The sequence below is a fragment of the Micromonospora sp. NPDC048830 genome (assembly GCF_043198215.1).
Taxonomy (GTDB): Bacteria; Actinomycetota; Actinomycetes; order Mycobacteriales; family Micromonosporaceae; genus Micromonospora.
Map to the genome: position 1 here is coordinate 41,421 of NZ_JBICUP010000007.1, position 16,920 is coordinate 58,340.

Here is a 16,920-nt window from a genome sequence, read left to right on the forward strand (position 1 = left end):
CACTCCAGGTCGCCGACGTGGCGGGGTCAGCCAGAGACCTTGGTCAAAATCGGCCCCTCCAGGGGCCATTTCGCGCCAAGATCTCGGAGACTGAAGCGCGGATGCAGCCCCCAGGTCGCCGTCATGGAGTCGATCGCGAGGGGCACCCGCGCAGGGATCAAGCCTGACTGCGCCCGGAGCCGGCACGCCGGGCGGGCGCGCCCCGGCATCCCAGCCGGGCGGGCGCCCCGGCATCCCAGCCGGGCGGGCGCCCCGGCATCCCAGCCGGGCGGGCGCGTCCCGGCCGGCCACGGCCAGCGGCACGACCGCTGGTACATCCGGGACGGTCGCGCAGCGCCGCCTCCACCTCGCCCCGGGTGAATCGAGGCGCGGCGGCGGCACGACCCGCAGAACTTCCTAGGAGCCTGGGTGGATACCGGAATGGACGTCCCATACAAGTCCGAAAAGTGTCGGACTTCCGACTCTGGCGCGCCCGCCTGACCCGGAGCGGTAACTGTTTGTGAACGAACGGATAGGTTACGGTAGCCGCGTGACGAGACGTGCCGCCGAGATCCGCCTGGATGCCCTGCTGCGCACGGCCTGTGACGTGATCTCCCAACGGGGCCTGGCCAACACCCGCACTGCGGACGTGGCCGAGGCCGCCGGGGTGAGCCAGGCCCTGGTCTTCTACCACTTCGCCACGAAGGACAGGCTGCTCGCGCAGGCTTTCGCGTACGCCGTGGAGCAGGACCTGGCGCGCCTCGACATGGTGGTGCGCTCGTCCGCGCCGCCCCTGGCCAAACTCCGGCGGATGCTCAGGCTCTACACCCCCTCGGGCCGCCCCACCTCCTGGTCGATGTGGATCGACGGCTGGTCCGAGTCGTTGCGCACGCCGGAGCTGGAACGGCTCTCCCGCCGGCTGGACCTGCGCTGGCGGGAGGACCTCGCCGCGGTGATCGCGCAGGGGGTGCGCGAGGGCACCTTCGAGTGCGCCGACCCGGCCGGCGCCGCCTGGCGGATCAGCGCGGTGATGGACGGGCTGGCCGTGCAGCTCGCGGTGCACGAGCGGGTGATCTCCCGCCGGCAGTTCGTCGAGTGGGTCCGTCTCGTCACCGCCCGCGAGCTGGGGCTGGAGCCGGCCCAGCTGGACTGAACCGCCGGCGCAGCCGGGCCCGGGCCGGTGGGGTGGACGTTGGCCCGTTCCAGGTCGCCGCCGTAGTGCGCCAGCACCCGGTGGTCCATGATCTGGCGCCACAGCGGGGGCAGCAGCGCCGCGACGACCATCGTGGCGTACCCGGCGGGCAGCTGCGGGGAGACGTCGAAGCTGCGCAGCGCCTGGTACCGCCGCAGCGGGTCGGCGTGGTGGTCGCTGTGCCGCTGGAGCTGGAACAGGAAGAGGTTCGTCACGTTCCGGTCGCTGTTCCAGCTGTGCCGGTCGACCCTCTCGTACCGGCCGGCCGGCGTGCGCCGCCGGGCCAGGCCGTAGTGCTCCACGTAGTTGACCGCCTGCAGCAGGAGAACCCCACCACCGCCTGCAGCAGCAGGAAGGGCAGCACCGCCGGCCCGAACGCGACGACCAGGACGGCGAACAGGGCCACCGTCATCGCCCAGGCGTTGAGCACGTCGTTGCGGTACGTCCAGGGGCTGCCGCCCCGCAGCCGCAGCCGGCGCGCCTCCAACCGCCACGCCGACGCAGGCTGCCCCGGCCGTGGAACGGCAGCGTCGGCACGAGCAGGGCGAGCGGCCAGAGCGCCCGGCGCGGGTCACGCCAGGCGGCGGAGACGGTCGCGTCGGCACCGGCAGACATGGGCGAACTCTGATCTCTCGGTACGGCCCCTACTGTGACATGGGCCACATGGTTTTACAAGTAGGCAGGTTTTGTAAAGCCGATCCGGCTCGCTCCGGGGCCCACGTGGCCGCGGCCGGCCCGGCGGGGCCCACGTGGCCGCGGCCGACCCGGCGGGGCCCACGTGGCCGCGGCCGGCCCGGCGGGGAGAATCACCGGGTGTCCGATCTCTCCACGGCCTTCGTCCGGCTACACGCGCGGCTCGCCCCGGTGCCCTTCGTCCCCGAGGTCCGGCTGCACCAGGCCGACGAGCCGATCGGCCTGTGGGAGCTGACCGAGGGCGAGTTCCACAGCTCCCAGCCGCCGCCGTTCTGGGCCTTCGCGTGGGCGGGCGGCCAGGGCCTCGCCCGCTACGTGCTCGACCACCCGGACGTCGCCGCCGGCCGCCGGGTGCTCGACCTCGCCTCCGGCTCCGGCCTGGTCGCCGTCGCCGCCGCCCGCGCCGGGGCCACGGCGGTCCGCGCCGTCGAGGTCGACGAGCGCGCCGTGGCCGCCGTCGCGCTGAACGCCGCCGCCAACGACGTACGCGTCGACGCCGAACTCGGCGACATCCTCGACGGCGACGCGGGCGACGCCGAGGTGGTGCTCGCCGGGGACGTGTTCTACAGCGAGGCGATGGCCCGCCGCATGCTGCGTTTCCTGCTCCGGGCCGCCCGCGCGGGCGCCCGGGTCCTGGTCGGCGACCCGGGCCGGGCGTTCCTGCCCCGCGAGCGGTTCCGCGAGCTGGCCAGGTACGACGTGCCGGTGCCGGAGGCGCTGGAGAGCGTACGCGTGAAGCGCACCACGGTGTGGGAGCTGAACCCGGCCCGGCCGGGGGCCGCCCGTTAGCGTGTCGGCGTGCTGTTCCGGGGGTGGGGGGACGCCACCGACGGGCCGTGGCCGGACGTGGCGACCGTCGTCGACCACGTCGGCGTCGGGCACCTGGTGGTGACCCGGCACGCGCTGGTCCGACAGGTGCTCGCCGACCCGGCCACGTTCCGGCCGGACAACGCCCTCGACGCGGTCACCCCGATCCCGGTGGCCGCCCTGCGGGTACTCGCCGGGCACCGGTTCCGCCTGCCGCCGACCCTGGCCAACAACTCCGGCGCCAGTCACCCGGAGATCCGGGGCATCGTCGCCGACGCGCTGCACCCCGACCGGGTCGCCGCCCAGCGGCCGTGGCTGACCGGCCTCGTCCGCGAGCGGGTCGCCCGGCTGCGCGCGGCGCTCGACGCCGGCGTACCGGTCGACCTGTACGCCGGCCTCGCCGCCGACCTGCCGCTGCTGGTGCTGGCCCGGCTCGTCGAACTGCCAGACGCGCCGGTCGGCGCGGTGAAGGAGTTCGCCCGCGCGGCGCTGGAGCTGTTCTGGGCGCCGCTGGACGAGCACCGCCAGCGGGCCCTGGCCGCCGAGGTGGGGCGGTTCCACCGGGTGCTGCGCGCGTTCGCCGCCACCGGCGGGGGCCTCGCCGCCCGGCTGCGGGCGGCCGGGCACTCCCCCGACGTGGTGGTCGGCGCGCTGTTCTTCCTGCTGGTCGCCGGCCAGGAGACCACCTCGCAGTTCCTCACCCTGCTGCTGCACCGGCTCGCCGGCGAGCCGGAGGTGCGGGCCGGGCTGCGCGACGGCAGCGTCTCCGTCGCCGACGTGGTGGAGGAGGGACTACGGCTGGAGCCGCCGATCGTCACCTGGCGGCGGGTCGCCGCCGTCGACACCACGCTGGGCGGTACGGCGGTGCCGGCGGGCACCAGCGTCGTGCTCTGGCTGGCCCGCGCCGGCCGGGACCCCGCGGTGGTGCCGCAGCCCGCCGCGTTCGCGCCCGGGCAACGCGGCTCGCGCCGGCACCTGGCGTTCGGGGCGGGGGCGCACCGCTGCGTCGGCGCCCAACTGGCCCGGCTGGAGGCGGCGGTGGTGGTCGCCGAGGCCGCCCCGCTGCTCGACGGGGTGCGGGTGGTCCGGCCGCCCTGGTGCCCCGACAACCTCACCTTCCGCATGCCGGACGCCTTCGTTGTCGCGCCTGAGGAGCGTCGTCGCGCCTGAGGAGCGTCGTCGCGCCTGAGGAACGAGGAGGGGGTCCTTGTCGACACCTGAGGTAGCGAAGCGTTCCCCTCTCACCCGAGGGTGTCATCGACGAGGCCGGCCTCGTGGGCGAGGACGGCGGCCTGCACCCGGTTGCGCACCTCCAGCCGGGTGAAGATGCTGGTGAGGTAGCTCTTCACGGTGCCCTCGACGAGGTGCAGGCGGCGGGCGATCTCCGCGTTGGACAGCCCCGCCCCGACCAGGGCGAGCACCTCCCGCTCCCGCTCGGTCAGCCCCGCCGTGCGCTCCCGCGCCGCGGGGCGCCGGGCCAGCCGGGCGCCGTTCAGCTCGATCACCCGCCGGGCGATCCGCGGCGACAGGTACGCCCCGCCGTCGGCCACCGCCCGTACGCCGGCGATCAGCTCCCGGGGGTCACCCGCCTTGAGCAGGAAGCCGCTCGCCCCGTGCCCCAGCGCCCGGGCCACGTGGTCGTCCTCGCCGAACGTGGTGAGCATGACCGTCGCCGTCCCCGGCACCAGCCGACGGATCTCGGCGGCCGCGGCCAGCCCGTCCAGCCGGGGCATCCGGATGTCCAGCAGCGCCACGTCCGGCCGGTACGCCCGGACCAGCTCGACGGCCGAGGCCCCGTCCCCGGCCTCGCCGACCACCTCGATGCCCGGGTCGGCGCCGAGGATGGCCCGGACCCCGGCCCGGATCATCGCCTCGTCGTCGGCCAGCACCACGCGCACCGGCCGGGCGCCACGCGCCGCCGGGTCGCGGCCGTCGGCATCGCCTGCCGGCACGCCGTCCCACCGGTTCGTCATCTGTCGATCCGCTCCTTGCTGACCAGTCGCCCGTCGGTGAGGCAGAGCCGCCAGGTCGGTTGCGCGAACGGGAAGTTGCCACCGGTGTAGTACTCGCAGCCGGGCCCACCCCCGGGCGTCGGTGGCTCCGCCTGGCGGCGCGGCAGCCCGGTCAGCTCCTGCCGGGCAGCACCCAACGGCAGCCGCGCCGAGCGGCAGGGCGTACCGGTCGCACGGGGGCGTGAGCCGGGCGAACCCGATCGGGGCGGCCAGCACCGCCCAGAGCAGCCCGTCACGGAGCAGCCCGCCCCGCCCGTCGCCGTACCGTCGCACCCACCGCACGGCGGCCAGGCTACCGACGCCGGCCGGGGCCGGGCACCGACGAAAGTCGGGTGGTCAGCCGGCGTCCTCGGCCCAGGCCCGCCAGTCGTCGAGCACCCCGTACAGGGTGGGCGTGAGCCAGCCCGGCGCGGAGCGGCGGAACACCCCGGGGTCCATCGACCCGGCCCCCGCCGGCAGCGCGCCGAGCAGGTCGGGCACCAGCTCGGTCAGGTTGGCCCAGTGCACCAGCTCGGGCTCGGCCGGCCACGCGCCGATCACCACGCCCGCCGGCACCGCGCGGCGCTCCAGGGCCTCCAGGGTCAGGGCGGTGTGGTTGAGGGTGCCGAGCCCGGCCCGGGCCACGACCACGGCCCGCGCGTCCAGCGCCACCGCCAGGTCGGCCACCGTCCAGGGCTCGCCCGAGGGGCGCAGCCCCATCGGTACGAGCAGCCCGCCCGCCCCCTCGATCAGCACCAGGTCGTGCTTGTCGATCTCCTCGCGGATCGCGTCGACGGCCGTGTAGAGCTCCAACGGCTCCAGCTGCGCCACCCGGGCCGCGGCCAGCGGGGCGAGCGGATCGGGATAACTGGCCAGGGTGCGGCCGGTGAGCGGCGCGGCCAACCGGGTGACGGTGTCGACGTCGCCGGGGTCGCCGGTGGCCGTACCGGTCTGGCCGGGCTTGACCACGGCGACCCGCAGCCCGGCGGCCTGCGCGGCGGCCGTCACCGCCGCCGTCACCACCGTCTTGCCGATCTCGGTGTCGGTGCCGGTGACCAACACCGGCCCGGTCCACGCCGCACTCACCACGCCACCTCCCGCCGTCCGCGCGCCGCCCGCCCGCGCCCCGCGCCGCCGTGCCACAGCCCACTCACGGGGCGGCACGATACGCCGCCCGCCCCGCCGCGGCGCAGGTGGCTCACGGCGCGCACGCCACGATCACGTCGAGCGCCCGCGCGAAGTCCGCCCGGGGCACCCCGGCGCTGAGGGTCAACCGCAGCCGGGACCGGCTGTCCGGCGTCGACGGTGGGCGGAAGCAGCCAACTGCCACCCCCCGGTCGGCGCAGTCGGCGGCCCAGGCGGTCGCCGCCTCGGGGCCGGGAGCCGTCACCGACACCACGGCGGCGTCCGGCGCGGAGACGGTCAGCCCGGCGGCACGCAGCCGGCGCACCGCCAGGGCGGCCCGGTCGGCCAGCTCGGCGCGCAGGCCGTCGCCCGCGCGGGCCAGGTCGACGGCCGCCCGCACCCCGGCGGCCACCGCCGGCGGCAGGGCGGTGTCGAAGATGAAGGTACGCCCGGTCTCCACGAGGTGCCGAACGAACTCGGCCGGCCCGGCGACCACGCCGCCCGCGCCGCCCAGCGCCTTCGAGAGCGTGGCGGTGACCACCACGTCCGGCTCGCCGGCCAGCCCGGCGGCGGCCACCCCGCCGGCCCCGGTCGGGCCGGTGACGCCGAGCGCGTGCGCGTCGTCGACCAGCAGCAGCGCGCCGTGCCGGCGGGCCACGGCGTGCAGCTCCGCCAGCGGGGCGAGGTCGCCGTCGACGGAGAAGACGGACTCGGTGACCACCACGGCCGGGCGGCCGGGGGCGGCGGCCAGCGCGTCCGCCACCGCGGCCACGTCGGCGTGCGGGGTGACCACGGTCTGCGCGCCGGAGATCCGGCAACCGTCGATCAGGGACGCGTGGTTGTGCGCGTCGGAGACGAGCAGCGTACGGGGCTGGACCAGCGCCCGGACCGCGCCGAGGTTGGCCAGGTAGCCGGAGGAGAACACCAGCGCGCCGTCGGTGCCGAGCCAGTCGGCGAGGGCGTGCTCCAGCTCGTGGTGGGCGTCGGTGGACCCGCGCACCAGCCGGGAGCCGGTCGCCCCCAGCCCGTACGCCGACAGCGCCCGCGCGGCCGCGGCCGTGACCTCGGGGTGGGTGGCCAGACCGAGGTAGTCGTTGCCGGCCAGGTCGACCATCGCGGCACCGGCGGCCCGGGGACGCAGACGCCGCGTCAGCCCCGCCCTGGCCCGCAACTCGGCGCGGCGGCGCAGCGCCGCCAGCCAGTCCGCCACCGCCACCCCCTCGTCGTCGGCCCCGCCCCCGCGGGGCGAAGCTACCACCTGCCCCGTCGGGGTTCCGGCGGATCCACCCCGGCCGTAGCCGCAACCGCCGCCGGGAACGCCGCTGGTCAGCGGCCTGCCGCCCGGGGGCGAGCCGTTCCCGCCGCCGGGCGGGCTTGTAGGGTACGAGCCATGCCAGAGATCCTCGACCAGGCCCGTACCCAGGTGCTGGAGAACGGCGTCGGCCTCGATCAGGCCGGTGTCCTCGCCGTGCTGAACCTGCCCGACGAGCACCTTCCCGCCGCCCTCCAGCTCGCCCACGAGGTGCGGATGCGCTGGTGCGGCCCCGAGGTCGAGGTCGAGGGCATCGTCTCGCTGAAGACCGGCGGCTGCCCCGAGGACTGCCACTTCTGCTCCCAGTCCGGCCTGTTCGCCTCGCCGGTCCGCTCGGTGTGGCTGGACATCCCCTCCCTGGTCGAGGCGGCGAAGCAGACGGCGGCGACCGGGGCGACCGAGTTCTGCATCGTGGCCGCCGTGCGCGGCCCGGACGCCCGGCTGATGAAGCAGATGCGCGAGGGCGTCGCCGCCATCCGGGCGGAGGTGGACATCCAGGTCGCGGCCTCGCTGGGCATGCTCACCCAGGAACAGGTCGACGAGCTGGTCGACATGGGTGTGCACCGGTACAACCACAACCTGGAGACCTGCCGCTCCCACTTCCCCAACGTCGTCACCACCCACTCCTGGGAGGAGCGGTGGGAGACGCTGCGGATGGTCCGCGAGTCCGGCATGGAGGTCTGCTGCGGCGGCATCCTCGGCCTCGGCGAGACGGTGGAGCAGCGGGCCGAGTTCGCCGCGCAGCTCGCCGAGCTGGACCCGCACGAGGTCCCGCTGAACTTCCTCAATCCCCGCCCCGGCACCCCGCTCGGCGACCGCCCCGTGGTCGAGGGCAGGGACGCGCTGCGGGCCATCGCCGCGTTCCGGCTGGCCATGCCGCGGACCATCCTCCGGTACGCGGGCGGCCGGGAGATCACCCTCGGCGACCTGGGCACCCGGGACGGGCTGCTCGGCGGCATCAACGCCGTCATCGTCGGCAACTACCTGACCACCCTCGGGCGGCCGGCGACGGCCGACCTGGCGCTGCTGGAAGACCTGAAGATGCCGGTGAAGGCGCTCTCCACGAGCCTGTGAGCAGCTTTCGCGAGCCCATGAGCACTCCCGCGACCCGGTGTGAGGACGACGTGACCGAGCTTGTCGAGCCCGCGGCGGCGCAGCTCTGGTGCGACCGCTGCGGCGAGCCGGCCGGCGCCGGCGCGCACGCGGCCTGCCGGGCGGCGCGCGAGCTGGAGCCGCCCCGGTTCTGCGCGCACTGCCGGCGGCGGATGAAGGTGCAGGTCGTGCCGGCCGGCTGGTCGGCGGTCTGCGTCGAGCACGGCGAGATCCGCGGCTGAGCGCACCGCGGGGCGCGGGGTTTCCCGCGTTCCGGCCCCGTCCGGGCGGGCAGGTCAGTAGGAGTAGACCGGGACCTGGAAAACGTGACCGGCGGCATCGTGCCCCAGCCCGGGCCGGGCGGCACAGCGCCCCTCGTTGGGGTAGTAGCCCTGGTAGTACATGGCGCTGCACAGGCGGCAGAACCGCCAGGGCGACTGGGTGTTGGGCGGCTGCGGGACGATGTCGTGTGGCATCAGGTACTGCAAGAAGGTGCCCGAGAAGCCGTGGCCGACGAAGCCGCCAGCGGGGCACACCCCGGGGAAGTCGAGGTAGTACAGGCCCGAGCAGTCGCTGCACTGCACCCAGGCGCTCTGCTGGTCGGCCGTCTCGCCGGCGTGCCGGACGCTGCTGGTGGTGTAGGGCAGCTGGAACGTCCAGCCCTGTTCGACGTGACCGCCGCCGGCGGGGCAGGCGTTGTTGCGGACGCCATCGAGCCGCACCATGGCGAAGCACCTGTTGTAGAAGTGCCACCCAGCCTGGGCCGGGTGGAGCACCCACGCCATGGCCGGGTCGGCCGGGAACGCGGCGGTCGCCGCAGTGGCGGCCACCGCCAGGCCCACCGTCAGTACGGCCCGCCGCGGCACCCGCTTCCTGTCGAGCATGGTCGTCCCTCCTGGACACGGCTCACGCGCCGACCGGCGCGGGCGGCGGACGTCCAGGCCGCACCCCGGTGCCGCAGCGGCGACAGTGACGTCCTGTTGCACATATGGTCACCGAACAGCTACGGGCACGACAAGGGGGCGCGGGCCTGCGCCCGCCGCGACGAGGTGGCGCCGCGCCCACGCCCTGGCCTGTTTCTGCTCGTCGAGATGCTGCACGTCAGGCACTCTTTCGGCGCGCCAGCGTCAGCGGTGGCGAAAACGTTACGCCGACATGCCGCCGAGTGGCGGGTTTCTCCTCCCGCAGCGGTGGGATTCGCCACGGCGGCGGCCCAGCTCAAGCCGTCGCCCAGGGTTCAAACAGGGGCGCAGCGCGTGCGATCATGTCTCGTCTCCTCGATCTCTTTCTCCGGAGGACTCCTCATGCCACAACGTCGGCGCGTGGTGCGCGCGGCTCTGACCGCGACCGCCGCCACGGCCTGCCTCGCCTTCGCCGCCCCGGCGTGGGCGAGCGCGCCGCTCGCCCAACTCGCCCCGGGCAACGGGCACAACCCCAGGGGCGACAACGGCACAGTCAAGATCGACGGCCAGCCGTTCACGGACAAGGTCGACAACCAGCCGCACGTCACCTGCGAGTTCGAGTTGGAGTTCTTCAACTTCGACACGAACCAGAAGGCGGACATCACCCTCACCAGCCAGCCGCCCAGCACGCCGAGGAAGGTCGTCTGGTCGGTCCAGAACAAGATCATCAGCACCGACCCGGCGGCCGGCGCCGAGAACGACCACGACGAGGTCATCCGGCTCTCCGCCGCCGACCTCGACCTGGCGGGCGTCAAGGCGCACGACAAGCAGGGCTACCACCTCAAGCTCGACGTGGACCTCGTCGACGGCCGGTCCTCGGACGCCAAGCACAAGGTCTTCTGGCTCAAGCCCTGCTCGGCCTCCGGCGAGCCCGCGACGGAGTCCCGACAGCCCGGCGGGCCGGGGTCGCCGTCCGCCGACCCGTTCGCGGGGACGCCCGGCGGCACGCCGGCGCCGTCGTCCAGCGTGGGCGCCGGCGACGGGAGCGGCGGCAGCGGGGGCGGCCTGCCGGTGACCGGCGTGGCCGCGACCAGCATGGCGCTGACCGGCGTGGCACTGATCGGCGGCGGTGCCGCCCTGGTGCTGCTGCGCCGCCGTCGGGACAGGATCACCTTCACGAGCTGACCCGGCGACACCCCGATCCGGCCGCCGGGCCTCGCCCGGCGGCCGGTTGCGTGTCGGGGCCACGACGGACCCTGTCGACCCGGGTCGACGACGGAACCTGCCGACGGGGCCGGCGCGGCTGGCCGGGCGACGGCCCGGCCCACCGAGGTCTGCTGGCCAGCCCCGGGGACGGTGACGGGGCAGACGAATCCCGGGCCGGCTGCCATGAGATCGACCCGACGGTCGGCGCCCAGGCCGCCATCAACGCCGCGTTGGGCACCGGCAGCCACCGGGCCGGTCTACGTCGCGCCTGGCGACCACCCGGTCAAGGGCCCGGTCGTGCTGTACGACAAGCAGTCCCTGATCGGCGCCAAGCCGCTGGTCACGATGCTGCGCGCCGACACGGGGTTTCAGCGGGTCGGCTCTCGTCGTCAACGGGTCGACCAGCGAGGTCAACGGGTCGCGCCAGTGCGTGACCGACATCGGCCTCGACGCCCGGTCCGAACGGGCCCGCGGCCGACCGCCCCTGAGGTCGTCGACGGAGTCCGTCGGCCGGGCCGGGCGGATCACCCGCGCGCACGTCTGGCCACCCCGACATGGATCACATAATCGACAATAATCATCTAATTGTCGGCGTATCCGCTGGTCAGCCCTCTCTGAGCACGGTCCGATGGGCGCGCGACGGCGCCCCGGAGGCGGCCTCGCGTCCTGGCATACGAACGTACTGTTGCCGCCCGCCGCGCCGCCGCGGGACAGTACGCCACACCAGCGGTGCCATCGACGCCGCCGCTCCCCGGCCGATCCTGAGGAGATCCGCGATGGCACTACGACTCGCCGACGGCACCGCCTGGGCCGACACCCTCGCCCGCGCCGTGGCCGCCACGCCCGAGGCATTCGGGCCCGAGTCCGGCGGCGTGACCACCCTGCGCAACCTCGTCGAGGGCGACTGGCGCCCGGTCGGCTCGCCCAGCCCGGTGCGCACCCCCGTCGACAACACCGTCCTGGTCAACCTGCCCAGGCTGGACGCCGAGGCCGCCCGCGCGGCCGTCGCGTACGCCGCCGCGGCCCACCGCGAGTGGGCGCAGACCCCGCTGGCCGAGCGGAAGGCCCGCGTCACCGACGCCCTGGACGCCCTCACCGCGCACCGCGACCTGCTCGCCCTGCTGCTGGTCTGGGAGATCGGCAAGCCGTGGCGGCTGGCCTGCGCCGACGTGGACCGGGCCCTCGACGGCGTCCGCTGGTACGTCGGGGAGATCGACCGGATGCTCGCCGACGGCCGGGAACCGCTGCCCGGGCCGGTCAGCAACATCGCGAGCTGGAACTACCCGATGAGCGTGCTGGTGCACGCCGAGCTGGTGCAGCTGCTCGCCGGCAACGCCGTCATCGCGAAGACCCCCTCGCAGGGCGGGGCCGTCTGCCTCACCGTCGCGCACGCGCTGATGCGCCGCGCCGGGCTGCCCGCCACCCTGGTCTCCGGCGGCGGCGAGGAGCTGTCCGAGGTCCTGGTCCGGGCCCCCGAGATCGGCGCGGTGGCGTTCGTCGGCGGCCGGTCCAACGGCGGGAAGGTGGCCGCCGCGCTGCTCGACACCGACAAGCGGCACTTCATCGAGCAGGAGGGCCTCAACGCCTGGGGCATCTGGAACTTCTCGCAGTGGGACCTGCTCGCCGGGCACCTGAAGAAGGGCTTCGAGTACGGCAAGCAGCGCTGCACCGCGTACCCGCGGTTCGTGGTGCAGCGGGACCTGGTCGACGAGTTCCTCGACATGTACCTGCCGGTGGTTCGCTCGATCCGCTTCGGCCATCCACTTGCGGTGGACGAGACCTGGTCCGCCGGCGACCCCCTGCCCGAGCTGGACTTCGGCCCGCTGATCAGCGCGGCCAAGGCCGACGAGCTGCGCCGCAAGGTCGAGGAGGCGGTACGCGGCGGCGCGGTGCCGCTGCACCGGGGCAAGCTCGACGGCGCGCCGTTCCTCGACGGCCAGGACACCTCGGCGTACGTGGCGCCGTCGGTGCTGCTCGCCCCGCCCGGCCGGTCCCGGCTCATGCACGCCGAGCCGTTCGGGCCCGTCGACACCATCGTCGTGGTGGACACCACCGACGAGCTGCTGGCCCAGATGAACGCCTCCAACGGCGCGCTGGTCGCCTCGCTGGCCTGCGACGACGAGGAGTTGGCCGGCAAGCTGGCCGTCGATCTCCAGGCGTTCAAGGTCGGCATCAACAAGCCCCGCTCCCGGGGCGACCGGGAGGAGCCGTTCGGCGGCCGGGGCGCCTCCTGGAAGGGCGCCTTCGTCGGCGGCGACCTGCTGGTGCAGGCCGTCACGGTGGGCGGCGACGGCCGCCTCTACGGCAACTTCCCCGACTACAACAGCTACCCGGCGGTGTAAGGGCCACGGGTGGCCGTTCAGCAGGGGCGGCGCCGGACGGGCGACACGGCGGCGGAGGCGGGCGACACGGCGGCAGGGGCGGGCGACACCGCGGCAGGGACAGACGGCACGGCGGCGAAGGCGGCATCCGGGGTGACGGGCATCGTCACGGTCACCAGGGAGCCGTCCCGCTCCACCGTCGCGGCACAGCCCAGCCGGCGCAGCGTACGCATCATCGGGCCGTTCTCCGCCTGGACGTGCAGGAGCACGGCCGCGACACCGGCCCGCTCGGCCTGCCCGACCAGGCGCCGGAGCAGCGCGGTGCCGATCCCGCGCCGCTGCCAGTCGTCCCGCACCAGCAGGGCCACCTCGGCCTCGTCCCCCTCGGCGACCAGGTTCGCCATCGCCACGACCCGACCGGCCGGCCCGCCCGGGCCGCCGGTCGTCGTCGCGAGCAGGGTCAGCCCCTCGGCCGGCGCCAGCAGCCGGCGCAGCCGCGCCGGCGACGGCAGCGCCGCCCCGGCGAAGTAACGCCGCTGCCGGCTCCGCGCCGAGCAGCCCTCGTGCAGCTCCCGTACGCCCGCCAGGTCGTCGGCGGTCGCGGGCCGCACGAGCAGCTCGGCGCCGTCCGGCAGGGCCAGGGTGACGTGGTCCGCGGCCCGGCGGGACACGGCCGCCGCCAGCTCGACGAGCGCCTGGGCGCGGGCGTACTCGGCGGGGGTGTAGCTCGGCGCGGCCCGGCGCAGCCGGTACGACCCCCCGGCCGGGTCGGGCAGCAGCATGGTCGTGCCGTCGATCCCGCCGGTGACCCCGGTCGGCCGCCAGGCGACGTCGTCGGCGCCGAGCAGCGCCCGCAGCGCGTCCCCCGTCTCCTCCGGGCCGTGCACCAGCCGGGTGGCCAGGCCGAGCACCCGGGTGGGCTGGTCGGCCAGGCCGCGCGCCTCGCTGCGCGCCACCCAGCAGTCCCGCCCCCGGCCCCGCTCCACGGCGGCGATCAGGTCCGACTCATCCAGGGTGTCCGGCGCGTCGACCAGGAAGTCGTCGACCGCGCCGGCCTCGGTGGTGTGCACCTGCACGCTGAGGATGTTGACCCCGCGCAACGCGAGGCTCGCCGTGAGCACCGACAGGTAGCCCGGCCGGTCGTCCACGGTCGCCCGGATCCGCCACAGCGTCATGGTTGGACTCCCTTCTCCCACCATCGACGATGCCCGCCGCCTGTTGCGGAGGCGTTGCCCGGGCGTGACGGTCCGGACCGTCCGGCATGACGCCCGACACACCCGGCGCGCCGACGGACGGGGTGCCCGTGCGACGCACCTGGGCCCGGCCGCACCGGCCGGGCCCACACCACCCGGTCGGCCGGGTCTTTCGCACCTGGACCCGGCCGACCCACGGGCCCCGCACCGGGGCCCACTCACCTCACCCGCCGGCCACCACCGGCGGCGCGCCGACCAGGTCCAGCCGGCCCCCGAGGATCACGGCGCTGGCCCGGACGAGCAGGGCGAGCCGGTCCACCTCCGTGGCGTGGAACGCGGCGGCGGTCAGCGGTTCGTGGTGCTCCCGGGCCACCACCAGTACCAGCCCCGCCCGGCCGAACGGCGCGACCGCGTAGTGGCGGCCGTCGGCGCCGGTCAGCGCGCGGGCCCGCAGCGGGGTGATCTCGGGCAGCCGGGCCGGTACGGGCGCCCGCCAGCTCGCGTGCCCCACGGTGGCGTCGCCGGTGCCCCCGGTCCGCGACGCCCAGTCCGCCGGGACCGCCGCCGCCACCGCCCAGTCCGCGCCGAGCAGCCCGGGGACCGCGTCGACGAGGGTGGCCAACCCGTCGGCCGGGTTGCCGGCGACCTGGGCCAGCAGCTCGGCGTCCTGGCCCGTGGCGGTCGGGGCGCCGATCGCCCGCCAGACCCCGTCGACCCGTACGCCGGGGATGGCGGCCAGGCCGGCCAGCAGCCGCTCCACCCGGGCGGCGCCCGGCCAGACCACCGTGAAGTCGTCGACCGCCCGCCCACCGAGCCGCTCCAGGACGACCACCTGGACGATGTCGGCGCCCGCGACGCCGAGCGTGCGGGCCACCTGGCCGAGGGTGCCGGGGCGGTCCGGCAGGGTCACCCGAACTCTCAGCAACATGGTCGTCCCTCCGTTCGGTGGGGCCGGCGCGGGGCGGCCGGCAGGCTGGACCCCAGCCTGCCGGTTGACCATTTCGCCCCTGTTGCCGCGGCATGTCCCGACGGGAAAACCGCGAGGTGGTGCTGCGCCGGCCGCCGCTCGGGCACGTGTTGGCCACCGCGCACGACATGGCCCGGGAGCACCGGGTCGTCTCGGCGCTCGCCGCCACCGCCGTGCCGGTGCCGGGGGCGCTGCTGTACTGCCCCGACCCGGACGTGATCGGCGCGCCGTTCTACCTGATGGAACGGGTGACCGGCGAGGTGTTCCACAGCCGGTCGCAGACCGATCAGCTGACCGTCGGGCAGCGGCGCGAGCTGGCCCTGGCGATGATGGACACCCTCGCCGCCCTGCACGCGGTCGACCCCGCGGCGGTCGGGCTGGCCGACTTCGGCCGCCCCGACGGCTTCCTCGGCCGGCAGGTACGCCGCTGGGCCGCGCAGCTCGACCAGTCCCGCAGCCGCCCGGTGCCGGGCGTCGACGAGCTGCGCGACGCGCTCGCCGCCTCCGTGCCCGAGGGGGCGAACGCCGGGCGGATCGTGCACGGCGACTACCGGCTGGACAACCTCCTCGCCACCGTCGACCCGGTGTCGGTACGGGCCGTGCTCGACTGGGAGATGGCCACGCTCGGCGACCCGCTGGCCGACCTGGGGCTGCTGCTGACGTACTGGGACGTGCTCGGCGACAGCGACGCCGCCGCCGGCAACCCGGTCGCCGACGGGCTGGGTTCGCGCGCCGGCTTCCCCACCGGCTCCGAGCTGATCGCCCGGTACGCCGGGCGCGCCGACGTCGACGTCGGCCCGCTGCACTGGCACGTCGCCCTGGGCTGCTTCAAGCTCGCGGTGATCTGCGAGGGCATCCACTACCGGCACACGCTCGGGCAGACGCTCGGCGGGGGGTTCGACCGGATCGGCGACCTGGTCGCACCGCTGGTGGCGCACGCCGAGCAGGTGGCCGCGGCCGGCGACCCGTGGGCCCGTCCGCCGGTGCTGGCGGAGCTGAAGGCCGAGGCGCGCAGGCGCGGCCTGTGGAACCTCTTCCTCCCCGACCCCCGCTACGGCGCCGGGCTGACCAACCTCCAGTACGCCCCGCTGGCCGAGCTGACCGGCCGCAGCCCGCACCTGGCCCCCGAGGCGGTCAACTGCGCCGCCCGGACACCGGCAACATGGAGCTGCTGGCCGAGTTCGGCTCGCCGGCGCAGCGGGAGCGCTGGCTGAAGCCCCTGCTCGACGGCGAGATCCGCTCGGCGTTCTGCATGGCCGAGCCGGAGGTGGCCTCCTCCGACGCCACCAACATCGCCACCCGCATCGCCCGCGACGGGGACTCGTACGTGATCAACGGCCGCAAGTGGTGGTCGTCCGGGGCGATGGACCCGCGCTGCGAGATCTTCATCGTCATGGGCAAGACCGATCCCGGCGCCGACCGGCACCGCCAGCAGAGCATGATCCTGGTCCCCCGGAACACCCCGGGCGTGACCGTACGCCGCGGCATGACCGTCTTCGGCTACACCGACGCCCCGCACGGCGGGCACGCCGAGATCGACTTCACCGACGTACGGGTGCCGGCGGAGAACCTGGTCGGCGCGGAGGGCGCCGGGTTCGCCATCGCCCAGGCCCGCCTCGGCCCGGGGCGCATCCACCACTGCATGCGGCTGGTCGGCATGGCCGAGCGGGCCCTGGAGCTGCTGTGCCGGCGGGCGCTGGACCGGGTGGCGTTCGGCCGGCCGCTCGCCGAGCAGGGCGTCGTCCGGGAGTGGATCGCCGAGTCGCGGGTCCGCATCGAGCAGGCCCGGCTGCTGGTGCTCAAGACCGCCTGGCTGATGGACACCGTCGGCAACAGGGGCGCGCACACCGAGATCCAGGCCATCAAGATCGCCACCCCGGCCATGGCGGAGTGGGTGATCGACAAGGCCGTCCAGGGGTACGGCGCGGCGGGCGTCAGCCAGGACACCCCCCTCGCCGCCCTCTGGGCGCAGGCCCGCACGCTGCGCCTGGCCGACGGCCCCGACGAGGTGCACCGCGCCTCGCTGGCCAGACGCGAACTGCGCCGCTGGTCTTCCCCCACCCCCTGATCCCCCGTTACCCCCCACCCCGGCCCGTTCCCACCCCACCCCACCCCATCCCGGCCCGCCCGGCCCGCTCCC

General features: G+C 75.4%; 14 protein-coding genes and 3 pseudogenes. 9 read left to right on the top strand and 8 right to left on the bottom strand.

What is annotated here, in order from left to right:
• Window positions 1–529: 529 nt before the first annotated feature.
• Window positions 530–1,132: a TetR/AcrR family transcriptional regulator gene (locus tag ACGFIZ_RS09060; RefSeq protein WP_393417345.1), complete on the top strand. Its 603-nt coding sequence runs from the start codon at window positions 530–532 to the stop codon at window positions 1,130–1,132.
• Window positions 1,133–1,317: 185 nt separating this feature from the next.
• Here ACGFIZ_RS09060 and ACGFIZ_RS09065 read toward each other — a convergent pair.
• Window positions 1,318–1,776: pseudogene (locus ACGFIZ_RS09065) on the bottom strand (fatty acid desaturase); the annotation flags it as partial.
• Window positions 1,777–1,984: 208 nt separating this feature from the next.
• On the opposite strand from ACGFIZ_RS09065, the gene ACGFIZ_RS09070 reads away from it, so the two are divergent.
• Both ACGFIZ_RS09070 and ACGFIZ_RS09075 read left to right on the top strand, forming a co-directional pair.
• Window positions 1,985–2,653 carry a class I SAM-dependent methyltransferase gene (locus ACGFIZ_RS09070; protein ID WP_393417347.1) on the top strand — a complete coding sequence of 223 codons (669 nt, stop codon included), beginning with the start codon at window positions 1,985–1,987 and terminating at the stop codon, window positions 2,651–2,653.
• 9 nt (window positions 2,654–2,662) lie between these two features.
• Window positions 2,663–3,841, top strand: a complete 1,179-nt coding sequence (locus ACGFIZ_RS09075) for a cytochrome P450 (protein ID WP_393417349.1) — start codon at window positions 2,663–2,665, stop codon at window positions 3,839–3,841.
• Between the two features lie 71 nt (window positions 3,842–3,912).
• Here the strand turns inward: ACGFIZ_RS09075 and ACGFIZ_RS09080 are convergent, their stop codons facing one another.
• The 4 genes from ACGFIZ_RS09080 to ACGFIZ_RS09095 form a co-directional block, all read right to left on the bottom strand.
• Complete coding sequence (locus tag ACGFIZ_RS09080; protein WP_393417351.1) at window positions 3,913–4,644, bottom strand: response regulator; 732 nt, start codon at window positions 4,642–4,644, stop codon at window positions 3,913–3,915.
• Window positions 4,641–4,820: a hypothetical protein gene (locus ACGFIZ_RS09085; protein ID WP_393417353.1), complete on the bottom strand. Its 180-nt coding sequence runs from the start codon at window positions 4,818–4,820 to the stop codon at window positions 4,641–4,643. The genes ACGFIZ_RS09080 and ACGFIZ_RS09085 overlap by 4 nt, the downstream gene beginning before the upstream one ends.
• A gap of 199 nt (window positions 4,821–5,019) precedes the next feature.
• Window positions 5,020–5,724: a dethiobiotin synthase gene (bioD, locus tag ACGFIZ_RS09090; RefSeq protein ID WP_393417615.1), complete on the bottom strand. Its 705-nt coding sequence runs from the start codon at window positions 5,722–5,724 to the stop codon at window positions 5,020–5,022.
• A 136-nt stretch (window positions 5,725–5,860) separates the two neighbouring features.
• Complete coding sequence (locus tag ACGFIZ_RS09095; RefSeq protein WP_393417617.1) at window positions 5,861–6,997, bottom strand: 8-amino-7-oxononanoate synthase; 1,137 nt, start codon at window positions 6,995–6,997, stop codon at window positions 5,861–5,863.
• Window positions 6,998–7,177: 180 nt separating this feature from the next.
• Here ACGFIZ_RS09095 and bioB point away from each other — a divergent pair, with 180 nt between their 5' ends.
• Both bioB and ACGFIZ_RS09105 read left to right on the top strand, forming a co-directional pair.
• Complete coding sequence (gene bioB, locus ACGFIZ_RS09100) at window positions 7,178–8,173, top strand: biotin synthase BioB (RefSeq protein WP_393417355.1); 996 nt, start codon at window positions 7,178–7,180, stop codon at window positions 8,171–8,173.
• Window positions 8,174–8,190: 17 nt separating this feature from the next.
• A complete protein-coding gene (locus tag ACGFIZ_RS09105) occupies window positions 8,191–8,433 on the top strand; it encodes a hypothetical protein (protein ID WP_393417357.1) in 243 nt (80 codons plus the stop codon).
• 54 nt (window positions 8,434–8,487) lie between these two features.
• Here ACGFIZ_RS09105 and ACGFIZ_RS09110 read toward each other — a convergent pair whose 3' ends face one another.
• Window positions 8,488–9,075, bottom strand: coding sequence for a hypothetical protein (locus ACGFIZ_RS09110; RefSeq protein WP_393417359.1), 588 nt, complete (start codon window positions 9,073–9,075; stop codon window positions 8,488–8,490).
• Window positions 9,076–9,513: 438 nt separating this feature from the next.
• Between ACGFIZ_RS09110 and ACGFIZ_RS09115 the strand changes: the two genes are divergently transcribed.
• Together ACGFIZ_RS09115 and ACGFIZ_RS09120 are read left to right on the top strand one after the other, a co-directional pair.
• Entirely contained in the window at window positions 9,514–10,278 is a 765-nt protein-coding gene (locus ACGFIZ_RS09115) for an LPXTG cell wall anchor domain-containing protein (RefSeq protein ID WP_393417361.1), read from the top strand.
• A gap of 797 nt (window positions 10,279–11,075) precedes the next feature.
• The gene (locus ACGFIZ_RS09120; RefSeq protein ID WP_393417363.1) at window positions 11,076–12,641 is read left to right on the top strand and encodes an aldehyde dehydrogenase family protein; all 1,566 of its coding nucleotides are present in this window, start codon (window positions 11,076–11,078) and stop codon (window positions 12,639–12,641) included.
• Between the two features lie 17 nt (window positions 12,642–12,658).
• On the opposite strand, the gene ACGFIZ_RS09125 is transcribed toward ACGFIZ_RS09120, so the two are convergent.
• Together ACGFIZ_RS09125 and ACGFIZ_RS09130 are read right to left on the bottom strand one after the other, a co-directional pair.
• Window positions 12,659–13,795, bottom strand: a complete 1,137-nt coding sequence (locus ACGFIZ_RS09125) for a GNAT family N-acetyltransferase (protein ID WP_393417365.1) — start codon at window positions 13,793–13,795, stop codon at window positions 12,659–12,661.
• Window positions 13,796–14,036: 241 nt separating this feature from the next.
• On the bottom strand, window positions 14,037–14,741 hold the full coding sequence (locus ACGFIZ_RS09130) for an amino acid-binding protein (RefSeq protein WP_393417367.1): 705 nt from the start codon (window positions 14,739–14,741) through the stop codon (window positions 14,037–14,039).
• A gap of 98 nt (window positions 14,742–14,839) precedes the next feature.
• On the opposite strand from ACGFIZ_RS09130, the pseudogene ACGFIZ_RS09135 reads away from it, so the two are divergent.
• Window positions 14,840–15,718: pseudogene (locus ACGFIZ_RS09135) on the top strand (phosphotransferase family protein); the annotation flags it as partial.
• Window positions 15,695–16,848, top strand: a pseudogene (locus ACGFIZ_RS09140) (acyl-CoA dehydrogenase family protein). The pseudogenes ACGFIZ_RS09135 and ACGFIZ_RS09140, both read left to right, overlap by 24 nt.
• The last annotated feature ends 72 nt before the right edge of the window (window positions 16,849–16,920 follow it).